The organism is Streptomyces sp. NPDC001851 (assembly GCF_040297165.1).
GTDB lineage: Bacteria > Actinomycetota > Actinomycetes > Streptomycetales > Streptomycetaceae > Streptomyces.
Genome location: NZ_JBEOYR010000008.1, coordinates 325,212 through 341,792, shown reverse-complemented (window position 1 = coordinate 341,792; position 16,581 = coordinate 325,212). Strand labels below are relative to the sequence as shown.

Sequence of the window (16,581 nt, the reverse complement as noted above, 5' to 3'; positions counted from 1 at the left end):
CGGATCAACGTGCTGTTCGCGATCCTCCGCGACGGCACTTTCTACGAACCCAGAACCCCACGCCTCGCTTGACGAAAGACATAGAGGCACCCCCCCGCAAATTCCCCGCCCGGAACGGTCGCGCCCGAGTCCCCCCAGCCGCCCCGGCCCCGCCACGGGTCCCCGCCAAGCGCGGTCAGGAGTCGGCCGGGGCCTCGGCCGGAAGCGACTGCCCGCGGTCCAGCGCGGTCAGGGCGCGCTGGGCGATCGGGTGGGAGCGGACGAGCTCGCCCAGCGAGGTGGAGCCCTGCGTGATGCCCCGGAACGCCTTCCATGCGGGACGGAAGCCGGTCAGCGCCGCGTGGAAGAGGCCCGGACGCCTCTCGAACACGGTCAGCAGGCGCTTGCCGACGCTCATCTCCACGCCGAGCCCGGCCTTGACCGCGAACGCGTAGTTCAGGGCCTGGCGCCGGGTGTCCACCGCGTCGTGCGCCTCGGCGATGCGGACCGCCCACTCGCCCGCGAGCCGGCCCGAGCGCAGCGCGAAGGAGATGCCCTCGCGGGTCCACGGCTCCAGCAGGCCCGCCGCGTCCCCGCAGACCAGCACCCGGCCGCGGGAGAGCGGCGAGTCGTCGGCGCGGCAGCGGGTCAGATGCCCGGAGGAGATGCTCGGCTCGAAGCCCGCCAGGCCGAGCCGCGCGATGAAGTCCTCCAAGTACCACTTGGTGGCGGCGCCTTCGCCGCGCGCGGAGATCACGCCGACCGTCAGCGTGTCGCCCTTCGGGAACACCCAGCCGTAACTGCCCGGCATCGGGCCCCAGTCGATGAGGACCCGGCCCTTCCAGTCCTCGGCGACCGGCTCCGGTACCGGGATCTCCGCCTCCAGACCGAGGTCGACCTGGTCCAGCTTCACCCCGACATGGGCTCCTATGCGGCTGGCGCTGCCGTCGGCACCGACGACCGCGCGGGCCAGCACCGTCTCGCCGCCCTGCAGGATGACGGCGACCGTGCGCCGGTCGGGGACGGCCGAGCCGTGCTGCTCGACCCGCTGCACCGTGACGCCCGTACGCAGCTCGGCGCCCGCCTTCTGCGCGTGCTCGACCAGCTGCTGGTCGAACTCGGGCCGGTTGATCAGCCCGAACAGCATCCGCTTGGAGCGGCGGGTGCGGGTGAAGCGGCCGTTGTGGGAGAAGGTGACCGCGTGCACCCGGTCGCGGAAGGGCAGCTCGAAGCCGGGCGGCAGCGCGTCCCGCGAGGGTCCGATGATGCCCCCGCCGCAGGTCTTGTAGCGGGGCAGCTCGGCCTTCTCCAGCACCAGAACGCGCCGTCCGGCGACCGCCGCCGCGTAGGCGGCCGAGGCCCCCGCGGGTCCCGCGCCCACCACGACGACGTCCCACACCCGCTGAACGCCGTCCGCCGAAGAGTTCTCGCCGCTCACGATGGTCTACTGCTCCGATCAAGCCGCTGCCGTAGTGTCCCCCGCATCCTACGGCGGCCGTCGTCGCAGGCCACTGTGGGAGTATCGGGGTACACCCCGTACAACGTCGCACCCACGAGGAGCGTGCCCATGTCGTCGAATCCGGTCGCTCAGACCGTCGCCTCGCTGCTGCCCAAGGCGCAGGCGGAACTGGCCGAGCTGGTCGCCTTCAAGTCGGTGGCGGACTTCGCCCAGTTCCCGAAGAGCGAGAGCGAGGCCGCCGCGAGCTGGATCGCCGACGCGCTGCGCGCCGAGGGCTTCGTCGACGTGGCCCTGCTGGACACCCCGGACGGCACGCAGTCCGTCTACGGCTACCTGCCGGGCCCGGAGGGTGCGAAAACGGTTCTCCTGTACGCGCACTACGACGTCCAGCCGCCGCTGGACGAGGCCGGCTGGACCAGCCCGCCGTTCGAGCTGACCGAGCGCGAGGGCCGCTGGTACGGCCGCGGGGCCGCCGACTGCAAGGGCGGCGTGATCATGCACCTGCTCGCGCTGCGCGCCCTGAAGGCGAACGGCGGCGTCCCGGTGAACGTCAAGGTGATCTGCGAGGGCTCGGAGGAGCAGGGCACGGGCGGCCTGGAGCGGTACGCCGAGGAGCACCCGGAGCTGCTGGAGGCGGACACCATCGTCATCGGCGACGCGGGCAACTTCCGCGTCGGACTGCCGACGGTCACCACCACGCTGCGCGGCATGACCCTGGTCCGGGTGCGGATCGACACCCTCGCGGGCAACCTGCACTCCGGCCAGTTCGGCGGCGCCGCCCCGGACGCGCTGGCCGCGCTGATCCGCGTGCTGGACTCGCTGCGCGCCGAGGACGGCTCGACCACCGTCGGCGGGCTGGACGCCACGGGTACGTGGGACGGCCTGGAGTACACCGAGGAGCAGTTCCGCGCCGACGCCAAGGTGCTCGGCGGGGTCGGTCTGATCGGCGACGGCTCGGTCGCCGACCGCCTCTGGGCCCGTCCGGCCGTCACCGTCCTCGGCATCGACTGCCCGCCGGTCGTCGGCGCCACCCCGTCCGTGCACGCGAGCGCCCGCGCGCTGATCAGCCTGCGGGTGCCGCCGGGTGTGGACGCGGCGGAGGCGACCAAGCTGCTCCAGGCGCACCTGGAGGCGCACACCCCGTGGGGCGCCCTGGTCACCACCGAGCAGATCGGCCAGGGCCAGGCGTTCCGCGCCGACGCCTCCAGCCCGGCCTACCAGGCGATGGCCGACGCGATGGCGGTCGCCTACCCGGGCGAGACCATGCAGTACGCCGGTGAGGGCGGCTCCATCCCGCTGTGCAACACCCTCGCCGGGCTCTACCCGCGGGCGGAGATCCTGCTCATCGGGCTGAGCGAGCCGGAGGCGCAGATCCACGCGGTCAACGAGAGCGTCCACCCGCAGGAGCTGGAGCGGCTCTCGGTCGCCGAGGCGCTGTTCCTGCGCAACTACGCGGCGGGCTGAGCCCTTCTGCCCCCGGCAGGACGCCCTCGCCCGCGGGCGGGGGCGCCGCCTACAGTCGGCGCATGGATGTCATCGCGCTGCTCCCCCGGCTCCACCTGCTGCGTTTCCCCGTCGGCCAGGCGTACCTCTGGCGCGACGACGACGCGTTGACACTCGTCGACGCGGGCCCGATCGGTGCCGGCCGCGCGATCGCCGACGCGGTCACGGCGCTGGGGCACGCGCCCGGGGACGTACGGCGGATCGTGCTGACGCACTTCCACGAGGACCACGCGGGCGGGGCGGGCGAGTTCGCCGCGCTGAGCGGTGCGGAGGTGCTGGCGCACCACCTGGACGCGCCGTTCGTACGAGGTGAACTCCCGGGCCCGCCCCCGCGGTTGGAGGACTGGGAGGTGCCGATCCACGCGGCGGCGGCCCAGCACCTTCCCGAGGGCAGGCCGGTACCGCCGGCCGCGGTCACCGGAGTGTCGGACGGCGACGTGCTGGACTTCGGCGGTGGCGCCCGGGTGGTCCACGTCCCCGGGCACACCGACGGCAGCATCGCCCTGTTCCTGCCCGGGGAGGGCGTGCTGTTCACCGGCGACACGGTGGCCGCCTCACCGGTCGACGGCGCGGTGATGCCGGGGGTGTTCAACCTCGACCGGCGCCGGCTCCTCGCTTCCCTGGGTGTGTTGGCGGACCTCGGCGCGAAGGTCGCCTGTTTCGGGCACGGTGACCCGGTCGTGGGAGACGCCGCATCCGCTCTGCGCAGAGCGGCGGCCGCGGGCTGACATGGAGGGGCGGCCCTGGCCGACGTGGAGCGGACCGCGGCCTTCTGGGGCGGCGGGGTGACTTCTCCCCGGCGCTTGAGCGGAAAGCCGGGCTGACGCCGTGCCGCGGCGGCTCAGCCGACCGGCACACCCGCCTCCAGGTACAGCGCGGTGCCGCGCTCGCGGGCGCGAAGAGCCCAGCGCAGTCGCTCGTAGCGGACCGGTGGGAGCATCTCGGCGGCCTCCTGCTCGCTGGCGAAGCGCCAGCCGCGCAGTTCCGGGCCGGGCAGCAGGACGCCGGACGCCTCACCGGACTCCAGCCGGCCGCCGTCGAACAGGAGCCGCAGCCCGCCGAAGCCGGGCGGCACCGGCCGTTCCCAGTCCACCACGAGCAGCCGGGGCACCTCCCGCAGCCGTATCCCCGTCTCCTCGGCCACCTCGCGCATCCCGGCGCGAGCCGGGGCCTCGCCCCGCTCGACCACCCCGCCGGGGAACTCCCAGCCGGGCTTGTACGTGGGATCCACGAGCAGCACCCGGTCCTGCTCGTCGAAGAGCAGCACCCCGGCGGCGAGGGTCTCGGCGGTCGGCTCCGGGGTCTGCACGATGTCGCAGGGCGGCACGGCGCCGCTGCCGACGGCGTCGGCGATGCGGACGGCGGCCTCGTGCGGGGTGAGGGCGCTGGTGTCCACGAGGTGGGCGTCGGCGGTGAGCCAGGAGGCGAGGGCGGCGCGGTAGGGCTCGATATGGTCGTACGACCACTGCCGTACGCGTATCTCGCCGTCGGGCAGGTCGGGCGGGACCTCCCGGTCGGCTATCCGCTCACGCAGGATCGTTTCAGCCGGGGCGAGCAACAGATGGTGCACGGCGATTCTGCGGGCCGCGAGGCCACCGAAGATCTCGTCGCGGTACTCCTGGCGGAGCAGGGTCATCGGCACCACGAGCGTCCCGCCCAGCTCGGCGAGCATCGCGGCCGCCGTGTCGACCACGAGCCGGCGCCAGATCGGCAGGTCCTGGAAGTCGGTGACCTCGGCGAGACGCTTGGCCGGCAGCAGGTGCGTGAGCGCTCCGCCGACGATCTCGGGGTCGAAGAGCGTGCTGTGCGGGATCAGTTCGATCAGTTCCCGTGCGGTGGTGGTCTTCCCCGCACCGAACGCGCCGTTGATCCAGACGACGGTCACGGACTCCCCCTCTTGTGTTGGCCCCCTGAGGCTTGCCCGCTCCACCCTGCCACGGAAACCCCGCCCCCGTGAGGGCGCCGGACGGGAGTGCCGGTGCCCCCTGCGGCGGGGACACCGGCACACACGCCGTGGATGGTCGGGCCTACTCCTGGCCGGGGGCCTCATCGGCGGCGGGGCCGTCCCCGACCGGGTGACCGGCCGAGTCGACGGTGTCCGAGACCTTGAGGTCGTCGACGGGGCGGTCGCCCGCCCCGTGCGAGGGGGTGACGGCGGCCACGACGAATCCGGTGGCCAGGCTGGCGATGGCGAGCATGCTGCGCTTCTTCATGCGCTGGTCAACTGCCGGACCCGCCCGGGGGTCACGCGGGTACCCGCGAGCAGACCGGAAGGACCCCGGGCCTGCGGTCGGTCCGGGCAGGCCGGCCAGCCGGCCGAGCCGGTCGGCGAGCCGCTGGCGCCGGTCACCGGCGTGCTCGCGGCACGGCAGACAGACCGGGCCCGGGCACAGCGGGCAGCCGCCCTCCACCGCGAACGGCCACCCCCGGCGCGGCACTTCGGGGCCCCGCGAGCGGGCCGGCCACGCCTAAACCCGCTGGCCCGCTCCCGCCGGGCACCGGTATCGTCCGGCATCCCGCCCAGCCCGCTCCAGCGGCAGGCCAGGAACAGAAGAGCGAGATCATGACGAGCCGCCCCACGACGACCCTGTGGCGCCCCACCGGCCCCAAGGAGCTGGAGCTGGTCCGCGCGCTCGACTGGCGGGCGTGGCCGCCCCGGCTTCCGGAACAGCCGATCTTCTACCCGGTCCTCAACGAGGACTACGCCGTCCGCATCGCCCGGGACTGGAACGTCAAGCACGACGGCGCCGGTTTCGTGACCCGTTTCGAGGTGGACACCGAGTTCGTCGGCCGGTATCCGGTACGGCAGGCCGGTGGCGAGACGATTCTGGAACTGTGGGTGCCCGCCGAGGAGTTGGACGAGTTCAACGCCCATATCGTCGGCCGCATCGAGGTCGTGCGGGAGTTCCGGTGAGCGGACGCCCGGCCCTCGGCACCGCGGACGACCCTGTCGAGGACGTCGTACGGTCGGGCGCCCGGCTCGTGCGCACCGCGGCCGGTCTGTCCGATGCCGGGGTGCGCGCCGCGTCGGGGCTGCCCGGGTGGACGCGCGGCCATGTGCTCGCCCATGTCGTGCACAGCGTCGACGCCTATGTGTGGCTGCTGCGGCTCGCGCACACCGGCCGCGCACCGGGCCCGCGCGCGGACGCGGCGGCACTGTCCGAGGCGGTCGAGCGCGACGCGGCCCTGTCCGCCGACGGGCTCGCGACCCGGCTCCGGGCGAGCCTGGACCGTTTCGCGGCCAAGGCGCGCACGATGCCCGCCCCCGCCTGGGACCGTCTGGTGCCGGCGCTGGCCGGCTGGCGGCACCCGGCCTGGTATCTGCTGCTGCGCTGTCTGCGGGAGCTGGAGACACACCACCTCGACCTGGGCGTCGGCCACGGCACGGAGCAGTGGCCGGACCGATATGTCTCGTGGGCGCTGGACGACACCCTCGCCACACTGCGCGCCCGGGGCTTCCCGCTCGCCTCGGTGGAGGCCGTCGACCTCGGCCGCCGCTGGTCGGTGTCGGCGGACGGCCCCTCGGTCGCCGGGGCCGGGCACCAGGTGCTCGGCTGGCTCAGCGGACGGACTCCGGCGGGCGCGCTGACGGCCGACCGCCCGGCGCACCTGCTGCCGCGCCCGCCCGCGTGGCCTCCGCCGCCGCTGCCCGGCTGGGGCCGCGTCGACGACGGCGCGTGAGCCGCGGAAGCGCACACATCCGAACGCACGCTGGCCACAGAGAAGCCAAAATCTCCTGATCATCAAGGGATTTGACGGGTCGCCCCCAGTCGGCGCACAGCTCTTTCCAACAGAGTCCGACACGTCCTACCGTAAACGCGCACCGATGACACGTACATGCCGCCCTGGGCGTCGCATGCCGTCATCCACCTTTCGCGAGTCGGAGGAACGTCAACGATGCGTCACCCCCACACCCGCACAACCCGCCGAAGAGTGGTCGGAGCACTCACCGCGGGACTGCTGTGCGCGGCGGGCCTCGCCACCCCGGCCCTGGCGGCCCCCGCACAGGACCGTGCCGCCGCCCCCGGCCTCGCCGACGGCCTCGCCCTCACTCCGCCGATGGGCTTCAACAACTGGAACTCCACACAGTGCCGCGCCGACTTCAACGAGAACATGGTCAAGGGCATCGCCGACCTGTTCGTGGCGAAGGGCCTGAAGGACGCCGGCTACCGGTACGTCAACCTGGACGACTGCTGGGCGCTGCCGCAGCGCGACGCCGCCGGCAAGCTGGTGCCCGATCCGGCCCGCTTCCCGAACGGCATCAAGGCCGTCGCCGACTACGTCCACTCCAAGGGGCTCAAGCTCGGCATCTACACCAGTGCCGGCACCAAGACCTGCAACAACGCGGGCTTCCCCGGCGCGCTCGGCCACGAGTACAGCGACGCGCGGCAGTTCGCCGACTGGGGCGTGGACTACCTGAAGTACGACAACTGCAACAACCAGGGCGTCGACGCCAGACAGCGGTACACGACCATGCGGGACGCGCTGAAGGCGACGGGGCGGCCCATCGTCTACAGCATCTGCGAGTGGGGCCAGAACAAGCCCTGGGAGTGGGCGTCGGGCGTCGGCCATCTCTGGCGCACCACGGGTGACATCAGCGACAGCTGGGGCTCGATGCTCTCCATCCTGAAGCAGAACCTCCCCCTCGCGCCGTACGCCGGACCCGGTCACTGGAACGACCCCGACATGCTGGAGGTCGGCAACGGCGGTATGACGGACACCGAGTACCGCTCGCACTTCTCCCTCTGGTCGGTCATGGCCGCGCCGCTGCTCATCGGCACCGATCTGCGCAAGGCCTCACCCGCGACCTTCGGCATCCTGGACAACAAGGACGTCATCGCCGTCGACCAGGACCCGCTGGGCAAGCAGGGCACGGTCGTCTCCTCCGCGGGCGGTCGCTGGGTCATCGCCAAGGAGATGAAGGACGGCAGCCGCGCGGTGGCCCTGTTCAACGAGTCGGGCACCGCCCAGCGGATCGCCACCACCGCGGCCGCGGTCGGGCTGCCCGGTGCCGCCGCCTACACCCTGCGGGACCTGTGGCAGCACAGCGACTACAACACCGCCGGCACCATCGCGGCCACCGTCCCCGCCCACGGCACGGTCCTGCTGCGCGTCTCGGCCGACCCGCACTGGGCCGCGCGTCCGCCCGCCGTCGAACTGGGCCTGGACGGCAGCCCGTGGCTGGAGGCCGCCACCCCGTCCACGCTCACCAGCACCGTCACCGACCTCGGCCGTACCTCCGCGCGCCACGTGTCCATGTCCCTGACCGGCCCCGACGGCTGGACCGTACGGCCGGCTTCACCGGCCACGGCCACCGCCCTCGCCACCGGCCGGACCCTGCGCACCGCCTGGCGGGTCACCGTCCCGCCCGGCACCCGGACCGGGCCCTACGGCCTCACGCTCCGGGCGAGTTACCGCTCACCGGCCGGAGAGAACGTCACCAGCACCCTCCCGCTGACGGCGTCCGTCGTGGTACGGCCGCCCGCCGGGACGTCGTACCTGAGCGACCTGGCGTGGCTGTCGGCGACGAGCGGCTGGGGGCCCGTGGAACGCGACACCAGCAACGGGGAGAGCGCCGCGGGCGACGGCCACCCGATCACCATCGGCGGCGCGGTGTACGCGAAGGGGCTCGGGGCGCACGCACCGAGCGACGTCTCCTTCTACACCGGCAAGGCCTGTACGAAGGTCACCGCGGACGTCGGCGTCGACGACGAGAAGGGCACCAAGGGCACCGTCGCCTTCGAGATCTGGGCGGACGGCAGGAAGGTCGCCTCGACGGGGGTCCTGACCAACGCGCTGCCGGCCCAGCCGCTCACCGCCGACATCACCGGTGCCCAGACGATCGACCTGGTCGTCACCGACGCCGGAGACGGCAACGACTCCGACCATGCGGACTGGGCGAACGCGAGCCTCAGCTGCTGACGGGCGGCGCCCACGCGCGGCCCCGCGCCTCTTGCGGGGCGCGGGGCCGCGGCCAACCTGCCCGGCACCGGACCTCGGGCTCAGACCCCCGCCGCGTCCGGCCTACGCGCCAGCGCCGCCGCTGCCGCACCCACCAGCCCCGCGTCCGTCCCCGTCTGCGCGGGTACGACCGTCAGCCGCCGCACGAAGGACAGCGTCGCGTAGTCGGTGAGTGCCTTGCGCAGGGGTGTGAACAGGATGTCGCCCGCCTTGCCGACGCCCCCGCCGATCACCGCGATGTCGATCTCGACCAGGGTCGCGGTGGCCGCGATGCCGGCCGCCAGCGCCTGGGCCGCCCGCTCGAAGGAGGCCACCGCGACCGGGTCGCCCTCGCGGGCCGCGGCGGCCACCGCGGCCGCGGAGGTGTCGCCGTCGGGGCCGGGGCGCCAGCCCCGCTCCAGGGCGCGGCGGGCGATATGGGGCCCGCTCGCGATCCGCTCCACGCAGCCGCGGGAACCGCACGGGCACGGGTCGCCGTCGAGGTCGACGCTGATGTGTCCGATGTGCCCGGCGTTCCCGGTGGGCCCGGGGTGCAGCTTCCCGCCCAGCACCAGCCCGCCGCCGACGCCGGTCGACACCACCATGCACAGCGCGTTGTCGTGGCCGCGGGCGGCACCCTGCCAGTGCTCGGCGGCCGTGATCGCGACGCCGTCGCCGATCAGCTCGACCGGGAGCCCACCGGTGGCCGCGCGCACCCGCTCGACCAGCGGGAAGTCCCGCCAGCCCGGCACGTTCACCGGACTGACGGTGCCCGCCGAGGCGTCGACCGGTCCGGCGCTGCCGATGCCGACGGAGTGCGCCCGCCCCCACAGCGGCGATGCGGCGAGGTCGCCCAGTACGTCCGCCACCGCCCGCATGACCGTTTCGCCGTCCTGCTGGGCGGGGGTGGCGCGCTGGGCTCGGGCCAGGATCCGTCCATGGCCGTCCACCAGACCGCCGGCGATCTTGGTACCGCCGATGTCCAGGGCCGCCACGAGGTCGGTGTACATCAGAGTCAGACTCCCCGTTGAAGCTTGCAAACCAAGAAAAGCCAGGCCGGTCAAGCGGTGGGGGCGCAGGCCGGAGACAGCGGTGGACAGTGTCTCTCGCACCTGACAACGTTGTCCAGGCTCTATGCTCGACGCCACATCCTCATACAAACCGAGGATCGACGCACCACCTCGTGTACAAGTCGTACGACAGGACAGGACGCCGCATCGTGCCCGAGACCACCCGCCGCGCAGACAGCCTTCCCGGCACCCGTTACGGCAACCGTCCGACGATGAAGGACGTGGCGGCGCGGGCCGGGGTCGGCCTGAAGACGGTCTCCCGGGTGGTCAACGGCGAGCCCGGCGTCACCCCGGACACCGAGCGCCGGGTGCAGGAGGCGATCGAGGCGCTGGGCTTCCGCCGCAACGACAGCGCCCGGGTGCTGCGCAAGGGCCGTACGGCGAGCATCGGCCTGGTCCTGGAGGACCTCGCCGACCCCTTCTACGGCCCGCTCAGCAGGGCCGTCGAGGAGGTGGCCCGGGCCCACGGCGCCCTGCTGATCAACGGCTCCAGCGCCGAGGACCCGGAGCGTGAGCAGGAGCTGGCACTGGCCCTGTGCGCACGGCGGGTGGACGGTCTGGTGGTGATCCCGGCCGGGGACGACCACCGCTATCTCGAACCGGAGATCAGGGCGGGCGTGGCGACGGTGTTCGTGGACCGGCCGGCCGGGCGGATCGACGCCGACGTGGTGCTCTCCGACAACTACGGCGGTGCCCGGGACGGCGTCGCCCATCTGATCGCGCACGGCCACCGCCGGATCGGGTTCATCGGCGACATGCCGCGCATCCACACCGCCGCCGAACGGCTGCGCGGCTACCGGGCGGCGATGGAGGACGCGGGGATACCCGTCGAGGACGCCTGGATGTCCCTCGGGCAGACGAATCCGGAGCGGGTGCGCCGGGCGGCGGAGGAGATGCTTTCCGGGCCCGCGCCCGTCACCGCGGTCTTCGCGGGCAACAACCGGGTGACGGTCACCGTGATCCGGGTCCTCGCCGAGCACGCCCGCCCGGTCGCCCTCGTCGGCTTCGACGACATCGAGCTGGCCGATCTGCTCCAGCCGGGCGTCACGGTCGTCGCCCAGGACGCGGCCGCCCTCGGTCGTACCGCCGCCGAGCGCCTGTTCCGTCAGCTGGACGGCAGCCTCGTCGCACCGGAGCGCATCGAGCTGCCCACCCGGCTGATCACGCGCGGCTCGGGCGAGCTGCCGCCGGCCGACTGAGCCGCCCGTGACCGGCCGCACCCTGGAGGAACTCGGCCTGGCCGACGCCCCCCGCGACCATCCGCTGTCCTACCCCGGCGCCTGGCCGGCCGACTCCGGGGTGCTGCACGGCGACCGGATGCTGCCGCTGGAGCACCTGGTGTACGACGACCGGGTGCCGGTCCTCGCCGTCGGCTCCAACGCCTGCCCCGGCCAACTGCGCCACAAGATGGCGGAGTTCGGGATCGGCTCCCCGCTGCCCATGGTGCGGACCCGGGTGACCGGCCTCGACGTGGGTGTCTCCGCGCACGTCAGCCGGCTGGGCTACGTCTCGGCATCGCCGGTCAGGTCCCCCCGCTGCTTACGCGAGTTGTTCGTCATCTGGCCGGACCTGCGCCAGCTGGAGGTGATCGACGCCAGCGAGGGCGTGCCGCTGCGCGACGGCAACTTCCGGCGGGCCTGGCTGCCCGCGCCGGACGTGCGGATCGAGCTGCCGGACGGTTCCGTACTCCCGGGGGCCTACGCCTACGTCAACCGGCACGGGGTGCTGCACAACGGCTCCGCCGCGCCCCGCCGCCACCCCGGTGACCAGCGCGTACTGATCACCGGACTCCTCGGGGGATCGGCGCCGTTGCGGGAGCTGTTCGGGGTCACGCCCGAGGAGTTCTGCGCGCGGGCGCGCCGGGACGCCGCGCTGTGTGCGCGAGGTACGCGGCTGTTCGCCGAGCAGAAGTGGGTGACGGAGTCGGGGCTGGAGCCGTACGCCGACGGCCGGCCGGCCGGACCCTGACGGCTACTTGGCGAAGGCCGTCAGGTCGCCGCGCCGGGGTGCCGCGAAGCCTTCCAGGTCTTTGCGGGTCAGGCCGGTGAGGCGGGCGACCTCGGCGATGTCGAGGGCGCCGCAGTCCAGTCCGCGCAGCAGGTAGCCGCTGAGGGCCTTGGCGGTGGCGGGCTCGTCCATCACGTCGCCGCCGGCGTGGTTGGCGTACCGGGCGAGGCGGCCCGCCGCCTGCTCGAACCCTTCGCGGTAGAAGGCGAAGACGGCGGCGTAGCGGGTGGGGAGGTGGCCGGGGTGCATGTCCCAGCCCTGGTAGTAGGCGCGGGCAAGGGCGCGGCGGGTGAGGCCGTAGTGGAGGCGCCAGGCGTCGTGGACCTTGGCGGTCGGGCCGACCGGGAGGACGTTCGTCGAGCCGTCGGAGACGCGGACGCCGGTGCCCGCGGCGGCGACCTGCATGATCGCCTTGGCGTGGTCGGCGGCGGGGTGGTCGCTGGCCTGGTGGGCGGCGGAGACGCCCAGGCAGGCGCTGTAGTCGAAGGTGCCGTAGTGCAGCCCGGTGGCGCGGCCCTCGGCGGCCTGGATCATCCGGGCGACGGTCGCGGTGCCGTCGGTGGCGAGGATGGACTGGCTGGTCTCGATCTGGATCTCGAAGCCGAGCCGGCCGGCGTCGAGTCCGTGCACCTTCTCGAAGGCCTCCAGGAGGCGGACGAAGGCGGAGACCTGCTCGGGGTACGTCACCTTCGGCAGGGTGAGGACCAGACCGTCGGGCAGGCCGCCCGCCTCGATCAGGCCGGTGAGGAAGACGTCGAGGGTGCGGATGCCCCGGTCGCGTACCGCCGCCTCCATGCACTTCATGCGGATGCCCATGTACGGCGCCGCCGTGCCGTTCTCGTAGGCTTCCGCGATCAGCCGGGCCGCGCGGGCCGCCGCCTGGTCCTCCTCGGCGTCGGGGCGGGGGCCGTAGCCGTCCTCGAAGTCGACGCGCAGGTCTTCGACGGGCTCGCGTTCCAGCTTGGCGCGGACTCGGGCGTGCACCGGCTCCGCCAGCTCGTCGGACAGGCCGAGCACCGCCGCGAAGGAGGCGGCGTCCGGGGCGTGGGCGTCGAGGGCGGCGAGCGCCTGGTCGCCCCAGGAGCGGATGGTGTCGGCGGCGAAGGCGTCACCGGGGACGTAGACGGTGTGGACGGGCTGCCGGGTGCCGGGGTCCCCGGGGTAGCGGCGCTCCAGCTCCGCGTCGACCGGTGCGAGGGAGGCGCTGATCTCCTCGCTGACGGCGCCCGCGAGGCTCGTCGCCACCTTCTCCTGCTGACCCATCCCACACCCTCCAATTTTCCGCTGTACGGAATCAACAATCCGTAGAACGAAGTTATCCGTGCGGTTCTCGCTGGTCAACACCTCGTCCGGACCTGGTCGCCGGCCGGCCGGCCGTCACCAGGATGCACCGAGGCCCCCGTGACCGCGTCGGTCACGGGGGCCTCGTCGCGCCGGGAGGTGCTCAGCCCTTGCGGGCCTTGATCTCCTCGGTCAGCTGCGGGACGACGTCGAACAGGTCGCCGACCACGCCGTAGTCGACCAGCTCGAAGATCGGGGCCTCGGCGTCCTTGTTGACGGCCACGATGGTCTTCGAGGTCTGCATACCGGCGCGGTGCTGGATCGCGCCGGAGATGCCGTTGGCGATGTACAGCTGCGGCGAGACCGACTTACCGGTCTGGCCGACCTGGTTGGTGTGCGGGTACCAGCCGGCGTCGACGGCGGCACGCGAGGCGCCGACGGCCGCGCCGAGGGAGTCGGCCAGCGCCTCGATGATCGAGAAGTTCTCGGCGCCGTTGACGCCACGGCCACCGGAGACCACGATCGCGGCCTCGGTCAGCTCCGGGCGGCCCGTCGACTCACGCGGCGTACGGCCGGTGATCTTCGTGCCGGTCGCCTTGTCCGAGAAGGTCACGGACAGGGCCTCGACGGCGCCCGCGGCCGGGGCGGCCTCGACGGCGGCCGAGTTCGGCTTGACCGTGATGACCGGGGTGCCCTTGATGACCCGGGACTTGGTGGTGAAGGACGCGGCGAACACCGACTGGGTGGCCACCGGGCCCTCGTCGCCGGCCTCCAGGTCGACGGCGTCGGTGATGATGCCGGAGCCGATGCGCAGCGCCAGACGGGCGGCGATCTCCTTGCCCTCGGCGGAGGACGGGACCAGTACGGCGGCCGGGGAGACGGCCTCGTAGGCGGCCTGCAGGGCGTCCACCTTCGGCACGACCAGGTACTCGGCGTACTCGGAGGCGTCGTGGGTGAGGACCTTCACCGCGCCGTGCTCGGCGAGCGTGGCGGCGGTGTCGGCGGCGCCGTTGCCGAGGGCGACGGCGACGGGCTCGCCGATGCGGCGGGCCAGGGTCAGCAGCTCCAGGGTGGGCTTGCGGACGGCGCCGTCCACGTGGTCGACGTAGACGAGGACTTCAGCCATGGGATTGCTCTCCTGCGTAACGAAGTTGAGGGGCGGTCAGCGGAAGCGAGCCTCAGATGAACTTCTGGCTCGCGAGGAACTCAGCGAGCTGCTTGCCGCCCTCGCCCTCGTCCTTGACGATGGTGCCGGCCGTGCGCGCCGGGCGCTCGTTCGCGGCCTCGACCTTGGTGAACGCGCCGTCCAGGCCGACCTCCTCGGCCTCGATGTCCAGGTCGGACAGGTCCCAGGACTCCACCGGCTTCTTCTTGGCCGCCATGATGCCCTTGAAGGACGGGTAACGCGCCTCGCCCGACTGGTCGGTCACGGAGACGACGGCCGGGAGGGAGGCCTCCAGCTGCTCGCTGGCGGCGTCGCCGTCCCGGCGGCCCTTGACCACGCCGTCCTCGACGGAGACCTCGGACAGCAGGGTGACCTGCGGGACGCCGAGACGCTCGGCGACCAGGGCCGGTACGACACCCATGGTGCCGTCGGTGGAGGCCATGCCGGAGACGACCAGGTCGAAGCCGGCCTTCTCGATCGCCTTGGCCAGCACCAGGGAGGTGCCGATGGCGTCGGTGCCGTGCAGGTCGTCGTCCTCGACGTGGATGGCCTTGTCGGCACCCATGGACAGGGCCTTGCGGAGCGCGTCCTTGGCGTCCTCGGGGCCGACCGTCAGGACGGTGACCTCGGCGTCGTCCGCGTCCTCCGCGATCTGCAGCGCCTGCTCGACCGCGTACTCGTCCAGCTCGGAGAGCAGACCGTCCACGTCGTCGCGGTCGACGGTCAGGTCATCGGCGAAGTGCCGGTCGCCAGTGGCGTCGGGCACGTACTTCACAGTGACAACGATCCTCAAGCTCACGCCGGCTCTCCTACTGCATCGTCATTTCCGGGCTGCCTCTTGCAGGCAGCATAGGCGCCTCAAGCGGCCGATCCCGGTCGGGGCGTCCGCGCGCTCCGACCGAAATATTACTCGTCAGTACACCCAGTCCCCGCCCGCTAAGCAAGCGCTTTGAACTGTGACCTTCGCAACGCAGCGTAACCGGAACCCGACGGCTGCGCAGGACCGGGAAGCGTGATCAATCCCGCAGGCCGCTGAAGCGGCCCTGGTGGTAGAGGAGGGGACGCCCGGCGCCCGTGGGATCGCCCAGGACCACCTCGGCCAGCACGATGCGGTGGTCCCCGGCGGGCACCCGGCCGACGATCCGGCAGACCAGCCAGGCGAGGACGTCGTCGAGCACCGGTACGCCTTCCGGGCCCTCGCGCCACGCGGTCGGCGCGCCGAAGCGGTCGGCGCCGCTGCGGGCGAAGGTGGCGGCCAGCTCGCTCTGGTGCTCACCGAGTATGTGGACGCCTATGTGCTCCGTCCCGGCGACGGCGGGCCAGCTGGAGGCCCCCGTGCCGATGCCGAAGGAGACGAGCGGGGGCTCCGCGGAGACGGAGGTGAGGGAGGTGGCGGTGAAGCCGACCGGGCCGGCGTCACCGCGGGCGGTGATCACCGCCACACCGGCGGCATGCCGGCGGAAGGTGGAGCGCAACAGGTCGGGAGAAGCGAGCTGAACGGTGCCGAGGTCGGGCGAGGCCGTCATGGAGTCGTCCTTCTGCTGGAGGTCGCGAGCGGGGCCGTAGGTGCTCACCGGCCCGGACAGGTGGCGCTCGCGGTGCGGACGAGGTCGACGTGGACCCGCCCGTGGAGAAGGAGTTCGATCGGCATACGATCAGGCTGACGATCGATGGTGCGCACAGTCAAGCACATTCCGGGATCCGGGAGGCACCACGCCGCCGGCTGAGGCCCCCTCATATGGCCTCCCCCAGGGCCGCGATGACATCGGCCTTGCGGGGCTGTCCGGTGGCGCGCCGCACCACGCGGCCGTCGGCGTCCAGGACCAGGACGGTGGGCGTCTTCAGGACCTCCAGTTCGCGTACGAGGTCCAGACGGGCCTCGGCGTCGATCTCGACGTGGGCCACCCCGGGGACCATCTCCGCTACCTCGCCGAGGATGCGCCGGGTGGCCCGGCAGGGGGCGCAGAAGGCGCTGGAGAACTGGACCAGCGTGGCCCGTTCACCGAGATCGCCGCCCAGCTCGGCCGCGCCCATCCGCTTGCCCTCGTCCCGCCCGCGCACCCGCACTCTCCCGCTCCGCCGCTTGTGCAGCACTCCGAAGGCGCTCGCCATGACGAGCACCGCCACGCACACCACCAGTCCGGTCATCATCTGCACAAGCATTCATGAGACTGCAA

General features: G+C 72.9%; 17 protein-coding genes. 7 read left to right on the top strand and 10 right to left on the bottom strand.

The window, feature by feature from the left end:
* Positions 1-175: 175 nt before the first annotated feature.
* The gene (locus tag ABT171_RS14915) at positions 176-1,417 is read right to left on the bottom strand and encodes a geranylgeranyl reductase family protein (RefSeq protein WP_351243551.1); all 1,242 of its coding nucleotides are present in this window, start codon (positions 1,415-1,417) and stop codon (positions 176-178) included.
* Between the two features lie 129 nt (positions 1,418-1,546).
* Here ABT171_RS14915 and ABT171_RS14910 point away from each other — a divergent pair, with 129 nt between their 5' ends.
* Both ABT171_RS14910 and ABT171_RS14905 read left to right on the top strand, forming a co-directional pair.
* The gene (locus ABT171_RS14910; RefSeq protein WP_351243550.1) at positions 1,547-2,902 is read left to right on the top strand and encodes a dipeptidase; all 1,356 of its coding nucleotides are present in this window, start codon (positions 1,547-1,549) and stop codon (positions 2,900-2,902) included.
* Between the two features lie 62 nt (positions 2,903-2,964).
* Complete coding sequence (locus ABT171_RS14905; protein ID WP_351243548.1) at positions 2,965-3,669, top strand: MBL fold metallo-hydrolase; 705 nt, start codon at positions 2,965-2,967, stop codon at positions 3,667-3,669.
* A 113-nt stretch (positions 3,670-3,782) separates the two neighbouring features.
* Here ABT171_RS14905 and ABT171_RS14900 read toward each other — a convergent pair whose 3' ends face one another.
* Entirely contained in the window at positions 3,783-4,826 is a 1,044-nt protein-coding gene (locus ABT171_RS14900) for an NUDIX hydrolase (protein ID WP_351243546.1), read from the bottom strand.
* A gap of 142 nt (positions 4,827-4,968) precedes the next feature.
* Positions 4,969-5,154, bottom strand: a complete 186-nt coding sequence (locus tag ABT171_RS14895) for a hypothetical protein (protein WP_351243544.1) — start codon at positions 5,152-5,154, stop codon at positions 4,969-4,971.
* Positions 5,155-5,504: 350 nt separating this feature from the next.
* On the opposite strand from ABT171_RS14895, the gene ABT171_RS14890 reads away from it, so the two are divergent.
* From ABT171_RS14890 to ABT171_RS14880, 3 genes are all read left to right on the top strand, one after another.
* Positions 5,505-5,855, top strand: a complete 351-nt coding sequence (locus ABT171_RS14890) for a hypothetical protein (RefSeq protein WP_351243542.1) — start codon at positions 5,505-5,507, stop codon at positions 5,853-5,855.
* Positions 5,852-6,622, top strand: coding sequence for a maleylpyruvate isomerase family mycothiol-dependent enzyme (locus ABT171_RS14885; protein ID WP_351243540.1), 771 nt, complete (start codon positions 5,852-5,854; stop codon positions 6,620-6,622). Before ABT171_RS14890 ends, ABT171_RS14885 begins: the two co-directional genes overlap by 4 nt.
* A gap of 216 nt (positions 6,623-6,838) precedes the next feature.
* The gene (locus tag ABT171_RS14880; protein WP_351243538.1) at positions 6,839-8,863 is read left to right on the top strand and encodes an NPCBM/NEW2 domain-containing protein; all 2,025 of its coding nucleotides are present in this window, start codon (positions 6,839-6,841) and stop codon (positions 8,861-8,863) included.
* Between the two features lie 80 nt (positions 8,864-8,943).
* On the opposite strand, the gene ABT171_RS14875 is transcribed toward ABT171_RS14880, so the two are convergent.
* Entirely contained in the window at positions 8,944-9,891 is a 948-nt protein-coding gene (locus tag ABT171_RS14875; RefSeq protein WP_351243536.1) for an ROK family protein, read from the bottom strand.
* 209 nt (positions 9,892-10,100) lie between these two features.
* Here ABT171_RS14875 and ABT171_RS14870 point away from each other — a divergent pair, with 209 nt between their 5' ends.
* Positions 10,101-11,150 carry a LacI family DNA-binding transcriptional regulator gene (locus tag ABT171_RS14870; protein WP_351243534.1) on the top strand — a complete coding sequence of 350 codons (1,050 nt, stop codon included), beginning with the start codon at positions 10,101-10,103 and terminating at the stop codon, positions 11,148-11,150.
* A gap of 7 nt (positions 11,151-11,157) precedes the next feature.
* Entirely contained in the window at positions 11,158-11,919 is a 762-nt protein-coding gene (locus ABT171_RS14865) for a hypothetical protein (protein ID WP_351243532.1), read from the top strand.
* 3 nt (positions 11,920-11,922) lie between these two features.
* On the opposite strand, the gene ABT171_RS14860 is transcribed toward ABT171_RS14865, so the two are convergent.
* The 6 genes from ABT171_RS14860 to ABT171_RS14835 form a co-directional block, all read right to left on the bottom strand.
* On the bottom strand, positions 11,923-13,221 hold the full coding sequence (locus ABT171_RS14860; protein ID WP_351243530.1) for a DUF6986 family protein: 1,299 nt from the start codon (positions 13,219-13,221) through the stop codon (positions 11,923-11,925).
* A 181-nt stretch (positions 13,222-13,402) separates the two neighbouring features.
* On the bottom strand, positions 13,403-14,365 hold the full coding sequence (locus ABT171_RS14855; protein WP_351243528.1) for an electron transfer flavoprotein subunit alpha/FixB family protein: 963 nt from the start codon (positions 14,363-14,365) through the stop codon (positions 13,403-13,405).
* A 52-nt stretch (positions 14,366-14,417) separates the two neighbouring features.
* The gene (locus ABT171_RS14850) at positions 14,418-15,203 is read right to left on the bottom strand and encodes an electron transfer flavoprotein subunit beta/FixA family protein (protein ID WP_351243526.1); all 786 of its coding nucleotides are present in this window, start codon (positions 15,201-15,203) and stop codon (positions 14,418-14,420) included.
* 217 nt (positions 15,204-15,420) lie between these two features.
* Entirely contained in the window at positions 15,421-15,930 is a 510-nt protein-coding gene (locus tag ABT171_RS14845; protein ID WP_351243588.1) for a flavin reductase family protein, read from the bottom strand.
* Positions 15,931-15,974: 44 nt separating this feature from the next.
* Positions 15,975-16,055, bottom strand: coding sequence for a putative leader peptide (locus ABT171_RS14840; protein ID WP_351243586.1), 81 nt, complete (start codon positions 16,053-16,055; stop codon positions 15,975-15,977).
* Positions 16,056-16,138: 83 nt separating this feature from the next.
* Complete coding sequence (locus tag ABT171_RS14835) at positions 16,139-16,552, bottom strand: TlpA family protein disulfide reductase (RefSeq protein WP_351243584.1); 414 nt, start codon at positions 16,550-16,552, stop codon at positions 16,139-16,141.
* Positions 16,553-16,581 lie beyond the last annotated feature (29 nt).

Coding starts and splice junctions, on each gene's coding strand:
- ABT171_RS14890 (WP_351243542.1), top strand. CDS start 5,505: ATGACGAGCCGCCCCACGACGACCCTGTGGCGCCCCACCGGCCCCAAG.
- ABT171_RS14845 (WP_351243588.1), bottom strand. CDS start 15,930: ATGACGGCCTCGCCCGACCTCGGCACCGTTCAGCTCGCTTCTCCCGAC.
- ABT171_RS14855 (WP_351243528.1), bottom strand. CDS start 14,365: ATGGCTGAAGTCCTCGTCTACGTCGACCACGTGGACGGCGCCGTCCGC.
- ABT171_RS14840 (WP_351243586.1), bottom strand. CDS start 16,055: ATGCCGATCGAACTCCTTCTCCACGGGCGGGTCCACGTCGACCTCGTC.
- ABT171_RS14905 (WP_351243548.1), top strand. CDS start 2,965: ATGGATGTCATCGCGCTGCTCCCCCGGCTCCACCTGCTGCGTTTCCCC.
- ABT171_RS14835 (WP_351243584.1), bottom strand. CDS start 16,552: ATGACCGGACTGGTGGTGTGCGTGGCGGTGCTCGTCATGGCGAGCGCC.
- ABT171_RS14860 (WP_351243530.1), bottom strand. CDS start 13,221: ATGGGTCAGCAGGAGAAGGTGGCGACGAGCCTCGCGGGCGCCGTCAGC.
- ABT171_RS14895 (WP_351243544.1), bottom strand. CDS start 5,154: ATGAAGAAGCGCAGCATGCTCGCCATCGCCAGCCTGGCCACCGGATTC.
- ABT171_RS14880 (WP_351243538.1), top strand. CDS start 6,839: ATGCGTCACCCCCACACCCGCACAACCCGCCGAAGAGTGGTCGGAGCA.
- ABT171_RS14875 (WP_351243536.1), bottom strand. CDS start 9,891: ATGTACACCGACCTCGTGGCGGCCCTGGACATCGGCGGTACCAAGATC.
- ABT171_RS14910 (WP_351243550.1), top strand. CDS start 1,547: ATGTCGTCGAATCCGGTCGCTCAGACCGTCGCCTCGCTGCTGCCCAAG.